The sequence below is a fragment of the Pseudomonas sp. NBRC 111133 genome (genome assembly GCF_001320605.1).
Lineage (GTDB): Bacteria > Pseudomonadota > Gammaproteobacteria > Pseudomonadales > Pseudomonadaceae > Aquipseudomonas > Aquipseudomonas monteilii.
The window spans coordinates 98,038-120,327 of sequence record NZ_BCBJ01000023.1 but is presented as its reverse complement, the minus strand read 5'-3'; the positions used below and the strand labels follow the sequence as shown (position 1 = coordinate 120,327).

Annotated in this window: 20 protein-coding genes; 13 read left to right on the top strand and 7 right to left on the bottom strand. The window is 60.8% G+C overall.

The annotated features are described in order from the left end of the window. Positions 1-23: 23 nt before the first annotated feature. The 12 genes from APH36_RS04830 (at position 24) to APH36_RS04770 (ending at position 15,617) form a co-directional block, all read left to right on the top strand. Entirely contained in the window at positions 24-521 is a 498-nt protein-coding gene (locus APH36_RS04830; RefSeq protein ID WP_060497701.1) for a phage tail tube protein, read from the top strand. After that, positions 518-856: a phage tail assembly chaperone family protein, TAC gene (locus tag APH36_RS04825; RefSeq protein ID WP_029885679.1), complete on the top strand. Its 339-nt coding sequence runs from the start codon at positions 518-520 to the stop codon at positions 854-856. The genes APH36_RS04830 and APH36_RS04825 overlap by 4 nt, the downstream gene beginning before the upstream one ends. A gap of 358 nt (positions 857-1,214) precedes the next feature. Then, positions 1,215-1,565, top strand: a complete 351-nt coding sequence (locus APH36_RS04815) for a superinfection immunity protein (protein ID WP_060497699.1) — start codon at positions 1,215-1,217, stop codon at positions 1,563-1,565. A 54-nt stretch (positions 1,566-1,619) separates the two neighbouring features. Then, positions 1,620-4,181, top strand: coding sequence for a phage tail tape measure protein (locus tag APH36_RS04810; protein ID WP_060497698.1), 2,562 nt, complete (start codon positions 1,620-1,622; stop codon positions 4,179-4,181). A gap of 9 nt (positions 4,182-4,190) precedes the next feature. Then, a complete protein-coding gene (locus tag APH36_RS04805) occupies positions 4,191-4,775 on the top strand; it encodes a hypothetical protein (RefSeq protein ID WP_060497697.1) in 585 nt (194 codons plus the stop codon). Next, complete coding sequence (locus APH36_RS32025) at positions 4,775-5,371, top strand: hypothetical protein (RefSeq protein ID WP_060497696.1); 597 nt, start codon at positions 4,775-4,777, stop codon at positions 5,369-5,371. Before APH36_RS04805 ends, APH36_RS32025 begins: the two co-directional genes overlap by 1 nt. Positions 5,372-5,376: 5 nt before the next feature. Continuing rightward, positions 5,377-5,775 (top strand): hypothetical protein, encoded by a 399-nt coding sequence (locus APH36_RS04795; RefSeq protein ID WP_041506408.1) that lies wholly within the window; start codon positions 5,377-5,379, stop codon positions 5,773-5,775. 53 nt (positions 5,776-5,828) lie between these two features. Then, complete coding sequence (locus APH36_RS04790; protein ID WP_256219101.1) at positions 5,829-13,868, top strand: carbohydrate binding domain-containing protein; 8,040 nt, start codon at positions 5,829-5,831, stop codon at positions 13,866-13,868. After that, positions 13,865-14,224, top strand: coding sequence for a hypothetical protein (locus APH36_RS04785; RefSeq protein WP_060497694.1), 360 nt, complete (start codon positions 13,865-13,867; stop codon positions 14,222-14,224). Before APH36_RS04790 ends, APH36_RS04785 begins: the two co-directional genes overlap by 4 nt. A 59-nt stretch (positions 14,225-14,283) precedes the next feature. Continuing rightward, positions 14,284-14,508 carry a hypothetical protein gene (locus tag APH36_RS04780; protein WP_060497693.1) on the top strand — a complete coding sequence of 75 codons (225 nt, stop codon included), beginning with the start codon at positions 14,284-14,286 and terminating at the stop codon, positions 14,506-14,508. Positions 14,509-14,568: 60 nt separating this feature from the next. Further along, entirely contained in the window at positions 14,569-15,108 is a 540-nt protein-coding gene (locus APH36_RS04775) for a glycoside hydrolase family protein (protein WP_060497692.1), read from the top strand. Next, complete coding sequence (locus APH36_RS04770) at positions 15,105-15,617, top strand: DUF2514 domain-containing protein (RefSeq protein ID WP_060497691.1); 513 nt, start codon at positions 15,105-15,107, stop codon at positions 15,615-15,617. Before APH36_RS04775 ends, APH36_RS04770 begins: the two co-directional genes overlap by 4 nt. Here APH36_RS04770 and APH36_RS04765 read toward each other — a convergent pair. The 6 genes from APH36_RS04765 to APH36_RS04740 all read right to left on the bottom strand — a co-directional run bounded on the left by APH36_RS04765 (position 15,607) and on the right by APH36_RS04740 (position 20,436). Beyond that, on the bottom strand, positions 15,607-15,888 hold the full coding sequence (locus tag APH36_RS04765) for a hypothetical protein (protein WP_060497690.1): 282 nt from the start codon (positions 15,886-15,888) through the stop codon (positions 15,607-15,609). The genes APH36_RS04770 and APH36_RS04765 overlap by 11 nt on opposite strands. Positions 15,889-16,156: 268 nt before the next feature. Further along, positions 16,157-16,441, bottom strand: a complete 285-nt coding sequence (locus APH36_RS04760) for a hypothetical protein (RefSeq protein WP_060497689.1) — start codon at positions 16,439-16,441, stop codon at positions 16,157-16,159. A gap of 582 nt (positions 16,442-17,023) precedes the next feature. After that, complete coding sequence (locus APH36_RS04755) at positions 17,024-18,262, bottom strand: DUF4010 domain-containing protein (protein ID WP_060497688.1); 1,239 nt, start codon at positions 18,260-18,262, stop codon at positions 17,024-17,026. Beyond that, on the bottom strand, positions 18,247-19,068 hold the full coding sequence (locus APH36_RS04750; protein ID WP_060497687.1) for a helix-turn-helix domain-containing protein: 822 nt from the start codon (positions 19,066-19,068) through the stop codon (positions 18,247-18,249). The genes APH36_RS04755 and APH36_RS04750 overlap by 16 nt, the downstream gene beginning before the upstream one ends. Positions 19,069-19,070: 2 nt before the next feature. After that, complete coding sequence (locus APH36_RS04745; protein WP_060497686.1) at positions 19,071-19,280, bottom strand: hypothetical protein; 210 nt, start codon at positions 19,278-19,280, stop codon at positions 19,071-19,073. An 82-nt stretch (positions 19,281-19,362) separates the two neighbouring features. After that, the gene (locus APH36_RS04740; protein WP_060497685.1) at positions 19,363-20,436 is read right to left on the bottom strand and encodes an NAD(P)-dependent alcohol dehydrogenase; all 1,074 of its coding nucleotides are present in this window, start codon (positions 20,434-20,436) and stop codon (positions 19,363-19,365) included. Between the two features lie 204 nt (positions 20,437-20,640). Here APH36_RS04740 and APH36_RS04735 point away from each other — a divergent pair, with 204 nt between their 5' ends. Then, on the top strand, positions 20,641-21,567 hold the full coding sequence (locus APH36_RS04735) for a universal stress protein (RefSeq protein WP_060497684.1): 927 nt from the start codon (positions 20,641-20,643) through the stop codon (positions 21,565-21,567). A gap of 29 nt (positions 21,568-21,596) precedes the next feature. Here APH36_RS04735 and APH36_RS04730 read toward each other — a convergent pair whose 3' ends face one another. Then, the gene (locus tag APH36_RS04730; protein WP_060497683.1) at positions 21,597-22,145 is read right to left on the bottom strand and encodes a GNAT family N-acetyltransferase; all 549 of its coding nucleotides are present in this window, start codon (positions 22,143-22,145) and stop codon (positions 21,597-21,599) included. Positions 22,146-22,290: the final 145 nt, after the last annotated feature.

Below are 22,290 nucleotides of genomic sequence, written 5' to 3'. Positions count from 1 at the left end.
TTATTGCTGACTGGAGATAACCCATGTCGATGAATGCTCAGGGCGCCCAGCTCTACGCGCTGCTGCCGCCTGTTTCCGGCACCGGCCCAAAGACCGTAATGGAGGTGGAGTGCCTAACCGCATTCAACCCCGGCGGTGCCCCTGCCGATCAGATCGATGACACCTGCCTGGCGGACACCGATCGCAAATACAAGAAAGGCCTCCGCACACCAGGTCAAGCTACCGCAACGATCCTGGCCGATCCGCGCAATGCCAGCCATGTGCGCATGTTCCAGCTATCCCAGGACGATAGCGACGAAGACATCCTTTGGGCGCTCGGCTGGTCCGATGGCAAAGGTATCGCGCCCACGGTCAACACCGCCGGAGACGATTTCGAGCTCCCCTCCACGCGCACTTGGTGCCTGTTCGCCGGCTATGTCGCCGACTTCCCGTTCGACTTCGCGAGCAATGCCTCGGTGAGCACCGCTGCCACCATTCAGCGTTCTGGCAAGCTCAACTGGATCATCAAGGAAAACCCATGAATCTGGAGCAACTGAAGAAGAAAGGCGGCGTCATTGCTGATGCCCTAGTGCCGAAAGAAGTCGCGTGGAAGCACGTAGACAAGAACGGCAAAACCGTAACCGACAAATTCACGGTCCACATCCGTCGTCACGCCTTCGGTGTGATGGAGGCGATGTTCGCTGGTGGGGAAACTGAGCGCTTCAAAACCGCTCGCTACCTTTCGGCCAGCGTCATGCTGGGCGAGGATGGAACCGAGGAGTTGCCGTTTGATGATGCTGTGAATCTTGACCCTGGTTTGGGCCTGGCGCTTTACAACGCCGTTAAAGCCGTGAATAACCCGCCCCCAAAGAGCTGACCCCGGCTGACGAGCTTTGGCATGAGCTTGTGCTGAACGGGATAGGCGGAACATCAATCGCGGAGGCCAAGGCCACGCTTTCCTACGCGGAGGTGCTGGCCTGGGTCGACTATCGCGACAAGCATGGCTCGCTAAACATCGCCCGCCGACAGGAGTTGTCCGCGGCGCTGATTGCGCTACAGATCAACCGTAGTCGGGGCGGTAAGGCTGATCTCTATGAATTCATGCCGCATCACACACAGTCGGGGATATCGCTGATGAATGCGATGGCTTCTTGGACATAGCTTGTTTCGGCAATATTTTGGGAGAGGCCGTAGGTGATGGTAGATTGCCCTCGTTTAACAGGGAGCGTCTAACCATGGTCGTTGAACCAGACTCCACTCAGGCCTTCGTGATGCTCGCGATGGCCGTGGCTTTGTACTTCACTCCAACGATAATCGCGGCAGCGAGAAGCCACCCAAATCGGGTGTCGATCATGCTGCTCAACTTCTTTTTAGGCTGGACAATTCTGGGCTGGATCGCTTCGCTAATATGGTCGGTTTCATCAGGCGGAAAGCCGGTCAGCATCAACATTGAGCAGGCCACGTCGCCGTCCAGCAAGACTGTTGACCCGTACCAAGAGCTCGAAACGCTGGCAGCCCTCAAAGAGCGAGGTCATATTACCGATGAGGAATTCGATATCGAGAAGAGGAAAATTCTGAAACGGTAGCCCATTTATTGATCAAACCCGCCCCGGCGGGTTTTTTTTCGCCTGGAGGAAAGCATGGCGAGCCGCTCTCTTGGCACATTGACACTCGACTTGATTGCGAAAATTGGCGGTTTCACAGGGCCGCTGGATAAGGCAGGTCGTGAAACGCAGAAGCAGATGGCGGAGATAAAGAAGCAGGCCGAGCGTTTGGGCACAGCAGTCGGCGCGACGTTCGCTGCGATCCCAGCCGTAGTGGCAGGCCTGGTCACCAGCACGGCATCGGCGGCGAAAGAGATTTCCAATCTGTCCGCGCTCGCCGGCTTGGGGACTACCGAGTTTCAGCGCTTGGCCGCTGCTGCCGCTTCGGTGGGTCTGCATCAAGATAAGCTGTCGGACATCTTCAAGGACACCAACGACAAGATCGGCGACTTTCTGGCCACCGGCGGTGGCGAGCTGAAAAACTTCTTTGAGACCGTAGCGCCGAAGGTTGGCGTGACTGCGGAGCAGTTCCGCAAGCTAAACAGCGCTGAAGCGCTGCAGCTCTACGTTACAAGTCTCCAAAAAGCGAATGTCAGCCAAGCGCAGATGACGTTCTTCATGGAGGCGATTGCCGACGAGGCTACGGCCCTGGTGCCGCTATTGGCTGATGGCGGTAAGAAACTCAAGGAGCTGGGCGACTCCGCAATGGCCGCTGGCATGATTTTGGACGACACAACCATTTCGTCTGCCAGAGAGTTTAATAACCAGCTGACCACAATCGGTCAGTATGCAAATTCGGCGAAAACCGCGCTCGCGGCGGAATTCATGCCCGTCCTCGCGCAGCTCGCAGCAGACTTGGCTGATACCAGCAAAGAGGCCGGAGGGCTGCAATCGCAAGTCCGGGCTTTTGCCAACGACCTAGTAGAGGTCGCTGCCATGACGGCTTCAACTGCTGATGGTATCGGCAGAGCATTTAAAGTTGCCGCGATCTCTATGGTGGGGACATTCGCCACAGCCATGGCGTATTTCCAAAGTATGGGGGCAACGGCCAACCTCCTGCTGAGCAAGGTCACGTTCGGAGAAATGTCCGAGGACTTCAAAAAGAACTCGGACAAAATGTCGAGCGATGCGAAGGATCACGCTCGAACGGCGAACAGTGTTTTTCTTGAGCTCGGCCAGACCATGAATAAAGCCTGGGCCGGCGATTCAATTCGGGAATATGTGAAGCAGGCTCGCAAGGCTGCCTCCGAGCTACCCGCGATCGTACCTGCCGGTAGTGGGAGTGCAGGTATTCTCGGCCAGACCGATGCGCAGAAAGCAGCGGAGAAGGCTGCGGAAGCTGCTACCAGAAAGCTGAACCAGGCGTTCAAGACGACTGAAGAGAATTACCAGCGGCAGATTGAGCTTATCAACACCTCGACGGACAAGCGCAAGGACGCGACCGAGGTCGAGAAGCTCGCCTTTGAGATCTCCAGCGGCAAACTGGACGGCATCAACGACAAGCAGCGCAAGCGCTTGGAGGGTCTGGCAGCTGAGCTGGACGCACTGAAGAAGGTCAAAAACGCTGAGGAGGACGCAAAGAAACTGGCGTCCTTCCGGTCCAACGTGAATGAAGACTTCCTGACTGCCAGGACCGGGTTTGATCAAGAGCTTGCTGGCGCCGGCCGTGGTGACGAGTACAAGGAGCGGCTGAAAGAACGGCTGTCGATCGAGGAAGACTTCAATCGTCAACAGCGTGAATTGGTCCTGCAACGCAACAGCGGTGACATCAGCCAGGAGCTTTACGACCAGGAAACCCAAGTGCTCAGCGATGCCCTGGCCGAGCGCCTGGAGCTGCAAAACGACTATTACAGCCAGCTCGATGAGGCGCAGAGCAACTGGATGGATGGTGTCACCAGCGCCTGGGAGAATTTTGCGGACGCCGCGACCGACTACTCAGCCATGGCCGCCGATGCCACCACGTCTGTCCTCGGTAGCGCCAGGAGCGAGCTCGGGTCGTTCCTCTCTGATGTGGCCACGGGCTCGAAGGATGCCGGAGATGCGCTGATGGATATGGTTGGCGGGTTCGCCAGGTCGATGGTTGATGCGCTGGCAGACATGGCTGCCCAGTGGCTGGTGTATCAAGCGGTGCAGCTGATGGTCGGTAAGACGACACAGGCCAGTGCGGCACCGACTTTGATTGCCAACGCTCAGGCAACGTCGTTCCAGGCCCAGCTCGCCGCCTTCGCCAGCACCGCTGCGATACCTATCGTGGGGCCCGCACTGGCACCTGGTGCTGCAATTGCCGCAGCGATGGCTACCGCCCCCCTGGTGGCCGGTGTGGCGAGTTCCGCTCTGGTGGGTATGGCGCACGACGGTATCGATAGTGTTCCTCGCGAAGGTACCTGGTTGCTGCAGAAGGGCGAGCGGGTCACTACCGCCAACACCAGTGCAAAGCTGGACAAAACCCTGGACGAGGTGAGCAAGGGCAGCAAAGGAAGTCAGCCGGAGGGCACAGGCCAGCCGGTGGCTGTGCATCAGGTCTTCCATGTGAATGGAGATGTAAGCCCTCAGACGGTTGCCATGATCCAACAAGGCATGCGCCAAACGATGTCCGCGATCCTGCAGGATGTGGGCCGAAACGGCCAAATAATGCAGAGCATCCGCAAGAAACTTTAAGGTGGAACGATGGCGATCGAATGGCCAACCCAAGTGTGCCCGGCTGAGATGAGCTGGGGCATGGTGTACAACAACCGCGATTTCTCTTCGTCACTGAACAACAGCCAGCAGATCGTGGGGTACCCGGGGTCGTACTGGAAATGCTCCCTGTCGCTTCCCCAATTGACCCGAGACCGTGACCGAATAGTGACTGCCTTCTTGGGGCGACTGCAGGGCCGTTTCGGTACGTTCAAGCTGCCGGCGTTCACGCGAAAGCGGACTGACAACATCGGCGCGCCCGTTGTGCAGGTCGGGGCTGCCATGGCCTCAACCATCACGCTGAGCGGGCTGCAGGGCGGTCGCCGGGTGTTTAGCCAGGGCGATTACATCACCATCGGCGGGGTGATGCATGAGGTGGTTGAGGACGTGCTTTCGAACGGCGATGGCACGGCCATTTTGCCTCTCAACAGACGGTTGCGCTCAGCTCTGGTGGTTGGCACCGCGGTGGAGTATCGAAACCCTTATTCGATCATGCGCCTCACCGAGGACAGCTACACCCTTTCAGTCAGGCCTATTGTGGCTGAACTTTCCATCGAATGTCGGGAGGCCTTCTAATGGCTGCGGTTTTCCCATTTTCCCAATCAGTGCTGAGCATCATTGCTGCTGGCAACTTCACGCCTGTATTTGCCTGCGAGCTGGATTTTGCCGACGGCATGGTCAGGGCCCACACGGGCACCAGCCAGCTGATCATCAACGGCTACGCCTACGACGGCGTTGGCACTTTCGGCGAAGTGGGCCAGGCCAGCGAAAGCGCTGATTCGGGTTCCTCCCTGTCCATTGATCTGACGCTGAATGGCCTGGACAGCTACATCCTTTCCCAGACCTCGGTCGCGGGCTGCCGAGGCCGGTCGGCGCGCTTGATGTTCGTCGTCTATGACGAGGCCGGGAATTACGCGGCCGACATCCTGTTCAGCGGCCGCATGGACGCGGCCAAACTGTCCTACGGCGGCTCGACGGGCGACAGCACGATTACGGTCACCATCATCGACCGGATGGCCGAATGGAACCGGGTTGGCACAGAGCGCTGGACGGACGAGAACCACCGCGCCCGGCATGACGGCGACCGCTTCTTCTATGCCGTCGCGCAGATGGCCGAATGGCCCATCTACTGGGGCGCCAAGAAAGACGCGCCGTCCTTCACCTACGAGTAAACGTCATGCGCTATCGAGACTGGCCCACGAGGCTACACGAGACCATTCAGGCCGCTTTCGAGCGGCCTTTTTTGTGGGGCGAATTTGACTGCTGCCTGTTTGTCGCTGACTGCGCGGCGGCTATCTGCGGTGTTGATCCGGCGAAGGAATACCGCGGGCGATACAAGACGCAGATCGGTGCCAAGCGCGTGATGGCGTCGACGCACGGCTCAGTCGAGGCGGTGCTCGATACCTACTTCGAAAGGGTTGATGTGCAGTTCGCCCAGCGCGGCGACATCGTCAGCTTCGAGGGCGCGTCGGGGAAGTGCGTGGCGGTGCTCTGGAGCGGCCGGTATTGGGCGGCCACTGAGTCTGGTGCTGCAGCCGTTGATTGTGAGCCCTTGGTGGCCTGGAGAGTTGAATAGTGGGCAAATCAATCAAATCAGTCGTCAAGCTCGTCACTGCGCCGATCAAGGCGATGTACGACCCGGTGGGCGCGTTCAAGGATGTGTTTGGTGGTGTGCAAGGAGTCTTTGCGGGCCTGACTGGTGCGGCAAAGATTTCTGGCGGCCCAAGCTCCGAACCAAGCTCTCAGACCGTTCGCTCGTCGAAAGCCCCGGTGCGCTTCATTCTCGGTCGGGCCAGCACCGGCGGTGTGCTCGCCTGGGTCCAGGAACAGTCGGGCGACCAGACCAGTGGCGAGTGGCTTCACATCGTCTACGTACTGTCCGAGGGCGCTATCGCGGGTGTCGATCAGATCTACGTGGATGAGCGCCCACTGTCTGAGCTGGGGGAGAATGCCACGTCCGAGGTGATCATTGACCCGGCCCAGGTGAACGCCTTCCTTCTGGCCAACTGCCCAGACTGGCGCCAAGAGCAGATTGGCCGGGGCCTGTCGTTTGTGCGGCTGTCGTTCAAGTACGACGCCGAGAAGTTTCCGTCGGGCATCCCGGATGTGCGTTTCGTGGTTCGTGGGCGCAGCGACATTTATGACCCCCGCAACGGGAATTCCGGCTATTCGGCCAACACAGCACTGCTAATCCTCTGGTATCTGCGCAACCGCTGCGGAATTCCTGACGACGAGATCATCTTCCAATCCTTCGCCAGTGCGGCCAACCTCAGTGATGAGGCCGTTGTGGGGCCGGACGGCACGGTGACGCCTCGCTATTTTGCGGGTGCCGTCATTGGCGCTGACGAGAAGCGCAATACCGTCCTGGATAACCTGCTGTCGGCCTGCGCGGGAACGCTGATCCGGGTTGGCGGGCGCTGGTCGCTTCAGGTGGGCGCCTACTACGGGCCAGCCGACTTCACCATCAACGAAGACATGGTGATTGGCACTGTTGAAGGTACGACCGAGGTCAGCAACAGCGATGCCATCAACACCATGCGCGGGACCTTTGTTGATCCTGCTCAGGCCTGGGCCGAGACCGACTACCCGGAGGTCGCGATTCAGGACTGGATCACCGCAGACGGTGGCGAGCTCGCTGAGTCGCAGTCGTTTGCCTATGTGACAGACGCCTACCTGGCGCAGCGGCTCGCAAACATCAGCCTACGACGCCGACGCTCGGGCGGCTCTGTATCCATGCCGTTGAACTTCAACGGCTACAACTGCCGGCCGGGGCGTGCAGTCAAGGTCGATCTGCCTTCGCTGAACATTCTGGGCGAGTTCATGGTCACGGAGTGGACCATGGGCGCTGCCGATGCCTGCAAAGTGACCCTCAAGCCCTACGAGCAGGCCATCTTTGATGATGCTGTGGGCCAGCCCTACGACCCGCTGGGGTTCATCAACCTGCCCGTGGGCGGCCTGGCTGCTGTCACCGGCCTGGCCTGGACGCCCAGCAGCGTGGCCGAGATCATCCAAGGCGTTCTCAGCTGGGTGCCCCCGGCGCAGACCGTGCTGAGCTACACCGTGACGATCCGCAAGGGCACTGAGGTCGTCCAGTCGCTCAAGGTGGGCGGGGAGGCCGCAAGCTGCAACATCAATGGCCTGGCCTCTGGCACCTACGCCATGAGCGTCATTGCCTTCGGCCCCGGCACGCGCTCGGGCGAGGCGAGCATTAACGTGAACGTGGGCGGCCCGCCCGTGCCAGAGAGTTGCGATTACTTCGCCTCGGTGGACAGCATTACCCTGGTACCGGTCAACCGGCAGAACAGCCTGAACGGCGGGACCTATGAGTACTTCCATGCGACAAATCCCCAGGCGCCCATCGCTGATGCCGTGTACTTGGGGCAGGGGCTGACCTTCACCCACACGGGATTGGCATTTGCCAAGCAGTACTTCTACTACGTGCGTTCGGCCAATGCCTACGGGAAGAGCGATTTCCTGTACGTGCCTGCCGCAACATCAGATGACCCCACGCAGATGCTCGAGGTCATCAAGGGCGAGATCCTCGAAAGCCACCTGGGTCAGCAGCTCACCGAGAAGATCGACCTTATCGAAGGCAATGGCCCTGGCTCGGTGAACGAGCGAGTGGGTACCGCCAAGACCGAGCTGGCTCAGCAGATCAGCGAGGTCAATAACGCGCTGGCCAGCACCAAGGGCAACCTGGAGCAGCAGATTACTGCTACAAACCAGAATGTCGCGGACGCTAAATCTGCCCTCGAGCAGCAGATCGCGGTGGTGGATCGGGAGGTTGACGCTGCCAAGGCCGACCTGCAGCAGAAAATCGACTCGGTATCTGTACTGGCCGGCTCGTTGCCGTACAACAAGGACAAGACCTATAGCACCAATCAGGGGGTGCTGGGTGATGACGGCAAGCTGTATCAGGCGCTGAAAGCGGTACCGAAGAACACTCCGCCACCGAACGCGACCTATTGGACCGACGTTGGCCAGGCCATTGTCACGGCGGCCGGCACGGCTTCGCGCGTGTCGAAGGTCGAAACCGACGTGTCCACGCTGGATGGCAAAACCACTGCACAGGCGACACAGATCGGTGGCTTGCAGTCGAGCCTCACCACCACCAACCAGAACGTGGCCACCGCCCAGCAAGCTGCTGATGCGGCGAACACGCTGGCGGGTGGCAAGGGCAAGGTGATCATCCAGGCAGCGGCCCCGGCCGTTGCTGACCGTTTGGCGCAGAACCTGTGGATTGATACCACGGGCAACGCCAACACGCCGAAGCGCTGGAACGGTACCACCTGGGTGGCGGTCACGGACAAGGCGGCTACCGATGCGGCGACCGCCGCCCAGTCGGCGCTGTCTCAGGTCGCCTTGAAGGCCGATGCCACCGTGGTCAACAACGTGGCCACCCGGGTCAGTGAGGCCGAGGGCAAACTGTCGTCCCAGGCCACCCGCATGGATGGGATGCAGACCAGCATCGACGGCAAAGCCAGCTCGCAGGCCCTGCAACAGGTGACCAGCCGAGTAACGGCCACCGAGCAAAAGGACGTGGCTCAGGATCAGCAGCTAAGCTCGCAGAGTTCGGCCATCGTCTCGCTGACCGACAGCGTATCCAAGAAGGCCGAGGCCTCGACCGTCCAGGCCCTGAGCAATGAGGTCAACCAGCACGGCCAGGACCTCAGCGCGCAGGGGCAGTCGCTTACCAAAATCAATGCGGCCTTGCCGTTGGTGGGCGGCGAGAACCTGGTCTACAACCCGTCGTTCGACATGCCGGACCCCACCACACCGCTGGTTGCCGACGGCTGGTGGTATGACAGTTCGAGCGCTCCGGTTAACCGGGCGCCTTCGCTGGTTGGCTCCACCCTGGCCCCGGGTTTTGCTCAGCGCCTTGACGTGGCAGGACTGACTTCGAGCAGCTGGGCGCGGGTTTATGGCCGGGCCAACCGCCGGTTCAAGGTGGTGCCTGGCAAGACGTACACCGCTTCGGTGTATATGCGTGGCACGGCCGGTCTGCGTATCCTGCCGCAGGTGTACGGAGTCAACGAGGCGGGCAGTAGCAGCAACTCGTGGGCGGGCGTTCGCGTCGATGCCAGTGAAACATGGGCGCGGCTTTCGGTCACGTTCACCCCTGATGCCAATACCTCGGTGGTCTACCCGGCGTTTGTGGTGTACGGGGGCGCATCAGCTGCAGCTGGGTTTATCGAGGGGGATCAATATCAGATCGAGGAAGGAACGCTGGCCACTGGATGGCGCGACAACGGCCAGGTGAACAGTGGCAATCAGGCGGCGACCGCGACGGCGGTGGAGGCGTTGAATTCCAAGGTGACTCAGCAGGGCGCCGACCTGATCAGCGTGTCGGGCAAGGCCACCAGCCTGGAAAACAGTCTGGCAACCACCAACGGCAACGTTGCTACGGCGCAGCAGGCTGCCCAAGCGGCGGCCGATGCTGCCGGCACCAAGGGGAAGGTACTGTATCAATCGACCGCGCCGGCTGTGGCGGACCGATTGGCCCAGAACCTGTGGATTGACACCACTGGCAACGCGAACACGCCAAAGCGCTGGAACGGAACCACCTGGGTGGCGGTGACCGACAAGGTGGCCACGGATGCGGCCGCCGCTGCCCAATCTGCGCTTAATCAGGTTGCAACCAAGGCCGATGCGAGCGCAGTTCAGACGCTTACCAACCGTGTGAGCAATGTAGAAGGGACCTCTACAGCCCAAGGCCAGTCGCTGACTGCGCTGCAGGCGAGTCTCACCACGACCAATCAGAACGTCACTGCCGCCCAGCAGGCGGCGCAGGATGCTTCGGCGCTCGCCGGGGGCAAGGGTAAGGTGCTGGTTCAGTCTGTCGCGCCGTCGGCGGCTGATCGGTTGGCACAAAACCTGTGGATCGATACGACTGGAAATGCGAATACGCCCAAGCGCTGGACGGGGTCGGCTTGGGAGGCCGTTTCCGACAAGGTCGCAACCGACGCCGCAGCAGCGGCAAGCAGTGCTTTGAATCAGGTTCAGACCAAGGCCGATGCTTCAACCGTAGCTGCGTTGACAAACACAGTTACCCAGCAGGGCACTAACCTGGCTGCCCAGGGGCAGTCACTGACCAATATCGGTGCCAGCTTGGGTCGAGTGCTGAGTAATTCGGAGAAGGTCTACCAGTCTGTCTTCAGTGAAATGGCATCCGATAGTTGGGTTCGGACGGTGACGAACCCCGGCACGACTATCACATACGACAAAACTGCTGGAAACGTCAGCGGCGCGACCATGACGCTCGATAGCGGGCCTGGCAACCTCAACTGCTGGGTCGCGTCGTCTCGGAAGATTAGGTTCGAGCCGGATCGTCTCTACAAGCTTTCCGGGAGGGTCCAGCAATTGTCCCAGGGCGCTGGGGCTGCCAGGACTTATATGGGGCTCGACGCTTTTGCCGAGGATGGGACAACCCGGATCAGCGCAAGTGGCGCCAACACCCACGCCGGGTCTCACTACGTGCTCATGACGGCAGTGGCCTTGCCGGTAGGTGCTTGGGTAGAGGTCACTGTCTATGTCAAAGGGCATACGGTGGGTTCAGAGAGCGGGGCCTCAGGAGCGGGGACGATCACTGACCCGAAGCGCATGAAGACGGGGACTGCCTGGATCTCCCCAATGCTGATCACTGGCTATGATGCCGTTGGGGGCAAGGTCTCGGTCGACTACTTCATCATCGAGGACGTCACCGAACAGGTGCAAATCGACAGCAATGCCTCTGCTACTACCGCGCTGGCATCTCGCGTGACCCAGAATGAGCAAGGTCTTGCATCGCAGTCATCCTTGATTACAAGCTTGCAGTCGGGGCTGACAAGCACAAACGGGAATGTTTCAGCGGCTCAGCAGGCAGCTCAGGCGGCCTCCGATCTGGCAGGCAGTAAGGGTAAGGTCATCGTGCAGTCGGCTGTACCGGCTACCGCAGACCGCTTGGCGCAAAACCTGTGGATTGACACCACAGCTAATGCCAACAACCCGAAACGCTGGAACGGAAGTGCCTGGGTCGCGGTTACTGACAAGGTGGCGACCGATGCTGCGGCTGCAGCTCAGTCCGCGTTGTCCCAGGTCGCGACAAAAGCCGAGGCCTCCTCGGTTCAGGCGCTGACCAACACCGTTACGCAACAGGGGCAGCAGATCACTGCTGACGGCCAGGCAATCACCCGAATCGATGCTTCGCTGACTCAGGTGAAAGCTGACACCGCTGCCAACGCCCAGGCTACGTCGGCACTTGCCGGGCGCGTCAGCGCGAACGAAGCGGGGATCACCAGCGCATCGAACCAACTAACTGAGCTGAACAACAGCATTGGTGAAGTGGGCGGCGAGAACCTGGTGTACAACTCATCTTTCGAGAAGGAGAGCACAACCCCAGGGGTGGCAGACGAGTGGTGGTACGACGGTACCGGCGAGGCCAGAACACCAAGCTTGGTTCCGTCGACTGTAGCGCCTGGGCGAGCTCAGAGGCTTGACGTCACGGGACTGGGCCCCAGCCTCTGGGCCAGGGTCTACGTGAAGTCTACCCGGCGGTTCAAGGTTACCCCTGGCAAGACCTACACGGCCTCTGTATACATGCGCGGTACCGCAGGTTTACGCATCCTGCTGCAGGTCTATGGAGTCAATGCTGCGGGTTCGAACACCACTTCTTGGGGGTCGACCAGGACAGATGCCAGCGACACATGGGTTCGCCTGACCCATACGTTCACGGTGGATGCTGCCACCGATTCCGTGTACCCGTCTGTAGTCGTCTACGGTGGGGCTAACGTCAGTAGCGGGTTCATTGAGGCTGACCAGTACCAGATGGAGGCGGGTACTCGCGCGAGCGGCTGGCGAGACAACGGGCAGGTTGTGGCGCTGCAGCAGGCGGCGACTTCAGCGGCGGTGGACTTGCTCAGTTCCAAGGTCACCCAGCAGGGTAGCGACTTGGCCAGCGTATCGAGCAAAACCACCTCACTGGAAAACAGTCTGGCAACCACCAACGGCAACGTTGCTACGGCGCAGCAGGCTGCCCAAGCGGCGGCCGATGCTGCCGGCGCCAAGGGTAAGGTACTGTATCAATCGACCGCGCCGGCTGTGGCGGACCGGCTGGCCCAGAACCTGTGGATTGACACCACTGGCAATGCGAACACGCCAAAGCGCTGGAATGGTACCACCTGGGTGGCGGTGACCGACAAGGTGGCCACGGATGCGGCCACCGCTGCCCAAGCGGCGCTCAGTCAGGTGGCGCTGAAAGCGGATGCGTCTGCATTGCAGACGCTGGGGTCAACGGTCTCGCAGCAAGGGGCCACGTTGAATAGCCAGGCGACCTCGATCACCCAGATCAAGGCCTCCATGGGGCAGCAGCCAGATAACCTCATTTTGCGGGGGGCGTTCGAAGACGGAGTTTCAGATCCTTGGACGGCTGGACCAGTGATTGTCGGGGTTTCGGCGCATCCCTCGGCCAGCAAAGCGATTGCGTTCTATGGCAACAGCTTCTGCGGCCTTGAGCGCAACGTGTTGACCAAGGGCGGCGAGCAGTTCGACCTGTCGGCCGATATCTTCGCGGGCTACATGACCAGCGGGCAGATTGCCCGGATGCAAATGCAGTTCTTCGACAAGGCCGGCGCGGCCATCAGCTACTTGGACGCCTTTGCGGTGGTGTCCGGGCTTGGTTCTTTCAAAGCCTATGCCGGTCGGATCACCGCCCCGGCCGGCGCCGTATCGGCACGGTTCGTGACCCGCCTGGAACCTTCGGACGGCAGCGGCCGGGCGCTGTGGTGCAATATCGTGGCGCGCCGGGTATCGGAGGCCGAAGCTGCCACGGCGAACGCTGTCAGTAGTGTGACCAGCACCGTCAACCAGCAGGGTGAAAAGCTCTCTGCCGAGACGCAGCGAATCGATGTGTTGTCTGCATCGGTAGGCGGCGCCCAGGCAGCGATTCAGAACGAGATCACGGCACGGACCAACGCCGATTCGGCGCTGAGCGAGCAAATCCAGACCACGCAGTCGACCTTGGGGGAGACGACTGCGTCTGTACAGCGAGTCAGCACGACGCTCAACCAGCTCAATGGCGTGGCGAACGCCTCGGAAGTGATCAAGGTTCAGATCACCGCCAATGGCATCCGCCATGTGGCCGGGTTTGGCCTGAGCATCGACAACTCCAAAGGCGCGGTGCAATCGACGTTCGCGATCCTGGCAAGCAGGTTTGCGATTCTCAACCCTTCTGGCGATGCAGTTTCAAGCCCGTTTGCCGTGGTCGGCAACCAGACGTTCATCAGTGATGCGTATATCCGGGACGCAAGTATCGGTAACGCCAAGATCACGAACGGTGCCATCACCACCGTGAAGATTGGGGAGGCGGAGGTGGACACGCTGCGCATCCGGGGTAATGCGGTGACGATCCCGGTAGGCGCTTTCGCAGGGTCCAACACGGTTAGCGTGACGGTAACGTTGGATGGCAACTATGCGGTTTTCTTGCAGGGGTCTCTGACGCAAACCTACCAGTCGGATATCAGCATGACCCGTAACGGCGTCCTGCTTTGGATGGAGCGGCCCCGGGAATCAACGCTCGCCAGTCGCGGAGTGATGGACTACCCCGGGCCGGGCACGCACACCTACACCCTTTCCTCAAACCACGCCGGCAACACCAACGGCGCCTCGATCCTTGCGGTGGTATGCAAACGATGAACAGTTCGACCGTGGAAAGGGACGACCCGTATGAAGTCGTCTCCTATTTTGTTACCGACCAGCAGGGCGTGGTCATTCAGGCGGGCACCTCCCAGCGCCTGCACCTGAATGACCACGCCCAAGGTGGCCGGCTTCACTTGGGGGCGGCCCCGCACGGCCGCTTCAAATACATCAACGGCGAGTTCGAGCCCTACACGCCCGAGGTGAGTTACGACCTGGCGCGCCGGGAAGGTTACCCGCCCATAGAGGAACAGCTGGACATGCTCTGGCACGCCATGGACCAAGGGGCGATGCCCAAGGCCGAACCCTTCTACACGACCCTGCAACGGGTCAAGCAGCAACACCCTAAAACCTGAACGCAACACCTACCCAATGCCCGCCATCGAGCGGGCTTCTTTTTATCTGGAGAAAACCCATGCCATTTGTCGCCATCAACCTGAGCAATGACTACGAAGTTGCCAACAAAACCCGCTACGCCACCCAAGAGGAGGCTGACGCCCGTGCCCGCGAGATCCTGACCCAGTTCCCGGCCGCCCAGGTCTGTGTCGCGCAGGTGCTGAAGGACTACACCGCCAAGGTATCCATCAGCGCGAAAGATCCGGCTGAGCCGGTGCCGGAGCCTGAAGCGCCTGTTGCCTGACGTGATTCGCAACCACCCGATGCCCGCCTAGCGCGGGCTTCTTTTTGCTTGGAGAAAACCATGGCCCGAATTTCTGCCGCAGATGCCGGCGGCGTAAACGTGATTGCCTTCTTGGACATGCTGGCCTGGTCCGAAGGCACTTCGACTATCAAGGCCAGTGACGACGGGTACAACGTCCTGGTGGGCGGCAAGCTGTTCAGCGACTACGGGAAGCACCCGAAGGTGATGGTGTGGCTGCCGAAGTACAGCATCTACAGCTCCGCTGCCGGCCGGTACCAATTCCTCGCCGGCACTTGGGACGCCATCGTGAAGAACTACGGGTTCAAGGGGCGTTTCATTCCCGAGGCCCAGGACTTGGCTGCAGTCAAGTTGCTGACGGAGTGCGGCGCACTGCCTCTCATCAAGGCCGGCCGGATTGCCGAAGCGATCGCCAATGCCGCGCCGATCTGGGCCAGTCTGCCCGGTGCCGGCTATGGCCAACGCGAGCACAAGCTGGCCGCGCTGCTGGGCATCTACGAGGCGGAGCGGGCGGCTGAGGCCAAGCCACAGGATCAGCTTCTGGCGATGTTCAGCGCCTGCGGCGGGGAGATGGCGGCGTGAACGGCTGGGTCAAGGCCGCAGCCTTGGTCCTTTTGGTGGCGTCCTACTGGGGCGCCTACCAGCATGGCCGGTCGGTGGAGCGCGCGGTTGCCGGCCAAGCGTCAGCGCAACGTGACAGTGGTGACCGGCTGGCAGAGGTGATCGGCGAGCGCGGCGCCCGGCAGGAAGAACAACGACGCGCCGAGGCGCAGGAGGAGGCGAGAGCCCATGCACAGGAAGAAAGAACGATTGCTGATGCTGGCGCTGCTGACGCCGATGCTGCTGGTCAGCGGTTGCGCGACGAAGCCGGCAAGCTCGCCGCCACCGTCAGTTGCACCGGCACGGATACCGCCGCTGTCGCCAGAGGCCAGACAGCCACCCGCGCCGCCATGGTGCTCTCCGACCTGCTCGCACGGGCTGACGAACGAGCGGGAGAGCTGGCGGCAGCTCTTGACCGGGCAAGGGCTGCCGGCCGGCAGTGCGAGCGCGAGTATGACGCCCTGACGCCGCCTGCTCAGGTCAGTCGGTAAACCAGTGGGTGATGTCGATCCCATGGCTGCAGCGCAGGCGGTTGCCGATTTGAACCAGGCGAACGTGGGTGCCGTTAGCCCGCAGCGACTCGGCGGCCACCTGTGAATTGAGCCCCTGATTGATATCGACCAGCTTGGTGATGTTGGCCTGTGCCTGGGCGAGCTGTGCCCTTAGGTCGTCATTCTCGGCCATCAGGAGGTGGGATTGCTGCTCGAGCATTTCGACTTGAGTCGGCATGCCGTGCTCGAATCCGGTTGTGTCGATGTCCATGGGGCACCTATACGAATGCTGTATTTGCATACAGTATATTGCCAAGCGCTACCGGCCAAGCCCGGGGCGACGAGATGGTGTTATTTCAGGAAAGGGGGGGTGTCGGCAGAACGCCGGAGGAGGGTGGTTTTGCTGTCTAAAACCGCTCGAAAGCTTCCCGGTTTTACTGGGCGAAAGTCGCCGAAACTAGCCGAACGGTTTTAGACAGGCTCGATGCACAGGCCGCTTGCGGCGCGGCCTGATGCTAGATTATCACGCTACTGCTGCATTACTGACAGTTGCGCACGTCATACAGGTACGAGCCGACCACTTCTGCGCGCCGGGCGAAGTGCTCGATGTCCCTGTCTCTGAAAAGCTCATGGCCTGGCGTCAATTCGACGATTACGGCTCGAATGGCATCGTAAAACTGCTCATATGCGATCGAGTAGCCAAGCTGCGCAAACACCTCATGGAGCGCCTTATGGAAGCGCTCGTCATCTTTCGGGTGACGTGTGTGCCAGGTCTCGACCCGAAGCCACGGTAGCAGAAGCATCTGAAGCGCCTTCACGTCCAATTTTCTATTCCTTCAAGGTGAGGAGGAACCTGGAGGATAGCGATTTATCAGCTAGTTTCTAAGCGAAAATCGATTCCAAAACTGAAATAGCGACCCTTGCAGTATGCGGCCTGTAGCCGTGCCGTTTCGTCTTTGTTTTGGAATCGAATTTGCCCCTGATGCCGCATGGATTGGGCGCTTATACCACGGTCTTGAAAACCGTCGATGGGCAACTATCCTAGAGTTCGAATCTCTACGCTTCCGCCACCATTTATCAATAAAGCCCTGATTTTTCAGGGCTTTTTTGTGCATGGTCGCTTTCAGCCCATACCATAGCCCATACTTTGGGCGCTGGCTTTCAATGAGCGTCCGTGGATTTTTCTGCTCAACGGTCTCAGATCTCTGAAGAGTACGAGCGTTTCTTCACCCGACAAAAAGAGCCCACAATCACTAGGGCTGGTTGGGGGCATCCACCGGGTGTCCTATCTTTTTTGTTGCTTGGGCAGTATCCAGAGGTGGTCAGCGACCATCCTGCGAATGTCTACTCTCGATGCATTGCAGACGTTCAGTCAACCAATTGAAGCCTTGGCCATCCTGTACATCTTATGCGAGCAATCCCAACCACATCGCACTGAGAATCACGAACTGCGCCGGAACGAGGTATCGCGCAAAACCGTAGCCGCCATTGCTGAACGCCAGCACGCATTTGGTTAGCGTGTTTGCCGTCAACGCCATCATGCCCGGAATGACAAGATCGCCCAGCCCAAGCCGGCCGGCTACCACTAGCGCGGCCACCGAAGCCGTGGCCGCGTGGGCATCCCCCAGCCCGCTGACGAAGGCAGCGATGCTCACACCATTGTGGCCCAGATGCTGCAGGAGAAAGGCCGAGAACAGTGCGATGCCGGTCAGGGCAAGGGTGATGATCAGGGCCGTCCAGAGGCTGAAGGCTCCCTCGCTTTGATGCGCTGTTGCATTGCCCGAGGCTGTGCGCCAAGGGGCCAGCAGCAATAGCCCATACGTCAGGGTAACTAGTACGCCAAGCCCGATCGATACCATGAACGGGCTCAGTAGGCGCCTGTCGACGACACCCAGTACCAGGGCGAACTGGCTGATGCTTGCGAGGTTGGACAGTACGGCCGCAGCGGCATAAGGCCTGATTGCCGTCCCTTGCTGCCTGGCCTGGTGGGCCAGCAACGCAATGGTCGCCGAGCCGGAGGCAAAGCCCGATGCGATTGCGCTCAAGGGCAGGCCATACCTGGGGCCCAGCAACCTTAGGGCGATATGGCCCAAGGCGCCGACGGTCATCAGCAAGACCACCAGTGTGCAGATCGTGCGTGGGTTGAGTACCTGGTAGGGCCCGACGAAGCGATCCGGTGTCAACGGCAGCACCACTAGTGCCACCGTCAGTAACATCAGGCCGTCGCGCAGCTCCTGCTCGCTCAGTTGCTGCAGCACGAAATGATGCAGCTGACGGCGCAGCGCTAACAGTAAAGTCAGTACAACGCCTGCTGCCGTGGCGAGTTCGGGTTGATCGAGGCTCAGCGCGCCCAGCGTCAGCACTAGCAGCAGAGCGATCTCGCTGGTGACTTCTGGATCCTTCTCGGCATGTTTGCGGTAATGCATACAAAGCATCAGCACCAGGCCCAGGCTCGCCACCCCGACCAGCATCGCGCCCGCCAGCAACATGCTGACATAGCCCAGCAGGGCGGTGATGGCAAAGGTTCTGAGCCCGGCGGCTGCGTGGTCTTCGTTTCGGCCTTTCTTGCGTTCACGCTCAAGCCCGACCAGCATGCCGATGCCCAGGGCCACGGCGCCATGGCCTACATTCACGGTGTCGAGCATGGTGCCTTCGGGTTGTCCTTGTGTACGCCGTCACTGACGCCTTGTTCGAGCGCCATCAGCGCAGGCATGTCGAGTATCTCGACCAGCCTGCCGTGAAGGCTGACGATGCGCAGTGCGCGTAGGCGAGCGACGGAACGGCAAACGGTTTCCAGGCGCAGGCCCAGGTACGAGGCCATGTCTTCACGGGACATGCGCAACACGAAGCCATGGGCAGAGTAACCGCGGCTGACGAAGCGCCTGGACAGCCCCACCAGGAAGCTGGCCAGGCGTTGCTCGGCGGTGAGGTTACACAGCATCAGCACGCGCTCGTGTTCACGTACGATCTCCCGGCTCATCAAGCGATTCAGGCTTTGCTGCAGAACCGGAAAGTCGCGTGCCAGGGTTTGCAGACGGCGGTAGGGCACCGGGCAGACTTCGCTGTCTTCCAGGGCAATGGCGTCGCAGACATGGTGCTCGGTGGCAATGGCATCGAGGCCGAGCACGTCACCCGGCATCCAGAAATTGATCACCACGCCCTGGCCTTCGACGGTGTTGAGGCTGGTCTTGAAGCTGCCGCAGCGCACCGCATAGAGCGTGGTGAGTGGGTCATTGGCATTGAACAGCGCGGCGCCTTTGCGAATACGCATGCGTGGACCTATCAGGGCGCCCAGGCAGCTGTTGTCGTGAAGGGGCAAGCCGGTGGGCAGGCACAGGCCGCTGACGCGGCAATCCCTGCACAGGGTCGCCAGCGGTCTCAGGTGAATCGGGGTTGCCGCCTGCAATGCATCGGAGTGATCGAGCAGCATGACCTTCAGTTGCCCGGACATCGTCAGGCCTCCTTCGCGCATCGACTTTCGGCCGACCCGCTACGGGGGGGGCAATTGGCCAGCTTGTCGAACGAGTGGGGGGCGTTGAGGCGGGCAAGCAATCGCTCGACAAATTGTTCGGCCTCAGCGGACGAGGTGAAGCTTACCCGGCAGTCATCCAGGCGTACCCACCAGCGGTTGTGTTCGATGTTGTTTTCGACGTAGACGTTCATTGGAGCCTCCAAAGCCTGCATGAGCAAGACAACTGCGTGACCGTGCAAAACGAAGGCGTCCCTGCCGACAGCGGGGCGTTGCTCAGGGCGTGATTGCCACTTTCATTACGCCGTCGCGCTGGTGGGCGAACAGTTCATAGGCGGCCTCGATGTCATCGAGGTGGAAACGGTGCGTGACCAGTGGCGAAACGTCGACGCGGCCACTGGCGACCACCGCCATCAGCCGGCGCATGCGCTCTTTGCCGCCTGGGCACAGGGTCGTCACGATGCGGTAGTCGCCCAAACCTGCGGCGAATGGGCCCAAGGGAATGCTGAGGTCGGCGCTGTAGACGCCCAGGCTCGACAAGGTGCCGCCCGGGCGCAGCACCCGCAGCGCCGATTCAAAGGTGCCTTGAGTGCCCAATGCTTCGATGGCGACATCCACGCCACGGCCATCGGTGAGCGCCATGATCTGCTCCACCACGTTGCCTTGCTGAAAGTCGATGACGTGGTCGGCACCCAACTGACGTGCGACGCTGATGCGCGCGGCGACCGTGTCGACACCGATGATGGTGGTTGCGCCCAGCAGTCTGGCCCCTGCGACTGCGCACAGGCCGATCGGGCCGAGGGCGAACACGGCCACGCTGTCGCCGACGCTGACGCCACCGCGCTCGGCACCGGAAAAACCGGTAGACATGATGTCCGGGCACATCAGTACCTGCTCGTCGCTGAGCCGGTCGGGAATAGGGGAGAGGTTGACCATGGCGTCCGGCACGCGAACGTATTCGGCTTGGCAGCCATCGATAAGGTTGCCGAACTTCCAGCCGCCGATGGCCTTGAAACCATGCACGGTGCCCGCGCCGTCCTGGGAGGCGCAGCCACACAGGCAGGCATAGCTGTGGCCGCTGGGGGTGATGGCGCCGGCGATGACCCGCTGGCCTTCCTGAAAGCCCTGAACCTGCGAGCCGAGCTTCTCGATCACGCCTACCGGCTCGTGGCCTACGGTCAGGCCCCTGGCCACCGGATATTCGCCACGCAGGATGTGCACATCGGTGCCGCAGATCGTTGTGGTGGTGATTCTCACCAGTGCATCCAGTGGGCCGATATCCGGGATGGGCTTGTCTTCCAGCACGATTCGGTTCTTCTCAACGAAAACTGCCGCTTTCATGAGCGCCATGGCACGTCTCCCGAGGCACTGCGTGATGGTTCTTGATATAGGCTCAGCGTGCGCCGGATCTGCCAGCAATCCTTGATCCGCATCAAATTCTCGCGCGGTTCGAATCACCGATCGTCCGCACGCTGCGTGAGTTGACAAACATCAAGCCGCGTCTGAGCCGGGGACAGATGATCGATACACGCTTCCCAACCGCAGAGGTGTGCCATGGACAACCCGCAAAGACTCTTGATGATCGCATCGCCCCTGATGCGCCGAACTCCGGTCTATGACCGCGCTGCAGCATTGGCCAAGGCCAAGGGCATGGCCTTGCACATCGTCGCTTTCGACTACGTCGAGGGGCTGGCCACGGCGGGCCTGGTCAATGACCAGGCCCTGGCGGTGATGCGCGATGGCTATGTGCGGCAGCACCGCGAGTGGCTGGAAAGCCAGGCGCAACCGATGCGGCGCACTGGTGTCACGGTCACCACCGAAGTCGTTTGGGTGCTGCATCCGCTCAACGAGATCCTGGTGCATTTGCGCGAGCAACCCTTCGCCATGCTGATCAAGGAGTTCGAGCACGAGCCCTGGTGGATGCGTGCCATGTTCACATCGCTGGATATCCAGCTGTTGCGCGATACGCGCATACCGTTGCACCTGGTGCACAAAGCCAGCCACGCCTTGCCCCGCAAGATACTGGCGGCCGTCGACCTGTCCAGGCCCGAGGACCAGTATGAAGGCTTCAATGACCAGATCATCAGTGAAGCACTGAAACTGGCCTTGCAGTGCAACGCTCAGATCGACTTGCTCTACGTCTACGACCTGGGTTCGATGTACCTTGACGCCGGGGGCAGCCGTGAGCATTCGTTCGTGTTCGACTCCAACCTCGCCCAGACCCTTCACGAAGCCCAGAGTGAGGCCTTCCAGGCGCTGGCCGAGCGCAATGGTATCGCCAGCGAGCACCGCCACATGCACATGGGCGACCCGGCCAAGGTCCTGGGATTGTTCATGGACAGCCATGACATCGACGTGCTGGTGATGGGCAGTTATCACCACCATGGTATCGGCTGGTTCATTGGCAGCACTGCGGAGCGGGTCATGCACCGGTTGTCCAACAGTGTGCTGGTAATTTCGCCCGAGCATTTCCAGGGGTAAACGCACAAGGCCCGTCAGGGCCTTGTCGTTCAGGCACTGAGATCCAGCTCATGGACAATTTCACTGACGTCGCCGCCCAGGTAGCGCGAGGTGAAGCCTAGGGCCTTGGTCAGCCGGTGCATGGCGTAGTTGTTTGCCAGGTCCCGGGAGACCATGCACTGGTAGCCATTGCGCCGTGCCGCCTCGATCAGGTGCTGCAACAGGCGTTTGCCCAGGCCTTTGCGCTGCCAGTCTTCGCTGACCGCCACCGCAAATTCGCAGCTCAGGCTGCCCGCTATGCTGGCGTAGCGGCTGACGCCCACCTGTTGCAATTTACCGTCCACGTGGGCGAGTGCGACATAGGCCATGCGCTGGTGCTGATCGACCGGCATCCACCGCGGGTCGAGGCTGGGCATTGCGCCGCTGAGCCCGGCGATGAAGCGAAAGCGCCTGGCCTCGTAGGCGATCGTGCTCAGAAAGCGCTTGTCCCGTTCGTGGTCTTCCTCGCGCAGCGGGCGGATCAGCACCGCTGAACCGTCGTCAAGCGTTTCGACCCAGTGCTCACAGGCTTGCGCCTGTTCAGTTTGCTGCCCATTCATGCTGCCTCCCGGTGACCTGGATTGATCTGTGCCTGGTGCAGTCGTTGTAACGTGGCCAACCGGTTCGGTTCTGACAATGGTCAAGTTCAGGGCCAATGGCAGTTTTCTGATCTGCATCAAACGCCAGCGAGGCTGTGCGCGGAAC

Excerpts from the sequence above, each read along its gene's own strand:
- APH36_RS04830 (WP_060497701.1), top strand. The coding sequence starts at position 24 with ATGTCGATGAATGCTCAGGGCGCCCAGCTCTACGCGCTGCTGCCGCCT.
- APH36_RS04825 (WP_029885679.1), top strand. The coding sequence starts at position 518 with ATGAATCTGGAGCAACTGAAGAAGAAAGGCGGCGTCATTGCTGATGCC.
- APH36_RS04815 (WP_060497699.1), top strand. The coding sequence starts at position 1,215 with ATGGTCGTTGAACCAGACTCCACTCAGGCCTTCGTGATGCTCGCGATG.
- APH36_RS04810 (WP_060497698.1), top strand. The coding sequence starts at position 1,620 with ATGGCGAGCCGCTCTCTTGGCACATTGACACTCGACTTGATTGCGAAA.
- APH36_RS04805 (WP_060497697.1), top strand. The coding sequence starts at position 4,191 with ATGGCGATCGAATGGCCAACCCAAGTGTGCCCGGCTGAGATGAGCTGG.
- APH36_RS32025 (WP_060497696.1), top strand. The coding sequence starts at position 4,775 with ATGGCTGCGGTTTTCCCATTTTCCCAATCAGTGCTGAGCATCATTGCT.
- APH36_RS04795 (WP_041506408.1), top strand. The coding sequence starts at position 5,377 with ATGCGCTATCGAGACTGGCCCACGAGGCTACACGAGACCATTCAGGCC.
- APH36_RS04790 (WP_256219101.1), top strand. The coding sequence starts at position 5,829 with ATGTACGACCCGGTGGGCGCGTTCAAGGATGTGTTTGGTGGTGTGCAA.
- APH36_RS04785 (WP_060497694.1), top strand. The coding sequence starts at position 13,865 with ATGAACAGTTCGACCGTGGAAAGGGACGACCCGTATGAAGTCGTCTCC.
- APH36_RS04780 (WP_060497693.1), top strand. The coding sequence starts at position 14,284 with ATGCCATTTGTCGCCATCAACCTGAGCAATGACTACGAAGTTGCCAAC.
- APH36_RS04775 (WP_060497692.1), top strand. The coding sequence starts at position 14,569 with ATGGCCCGAATTTCTGCCGCAGATGCCGGCGGCGTAAACGTGATTGCC.
- APH36_RS04765 (WP_060497690.1), bottom strand. The coding sequence starts at position 15,888 with ATGGACATCGACACAACCGGATTCGAGCACGGCATGCCGACTCAAGTC.
- APH36_RS04755 (WP_060497688.1), bottom strand. The coding sequence starts at position 18,262 with ATGCTCGACACCGTGAATGTAGGCCATGGCGCCGTGGCCCTGGGCATC.
- APH36_RS04750 (WP_060497687.1), bottom strand. The coding sequence starts at position 19,068 with ATGTCCGGGCAACTGAAGGTCATGCTGCTCGATCACTCCGATGCATTG.
- APH36_RS04745 (WP_060497686.1), bottom strand. The coding sequence starts at position 19,280 with ATGAACGTCTACGTCGAAAACAACATCGAACACAACCGCTGGTGGGTA.
- APH36_RS04740 (WP_060497685.1), bottom strand. The coding sequence starts at position 20,436 with ATGGCGCTCATGAAAGCGGCAGTTTTCGTTGAGAAGAACCGAATCGTG.
- APH36_RS04735 (WP_060497684.1), top strand. The coding sequence starts at position 20,641 with ATGGACAACCCGCAAAGACTCTTGATGATCGCATCGCCCCTGATGCGC.
- APH36_RS04730 (WP_060497683.1), bottom strand. The coding sequence starts at position 22,145 with ATGAATGGGCAGCAAACTGAACAGGCGCAAGCCTGTGAGCACTGGGTC.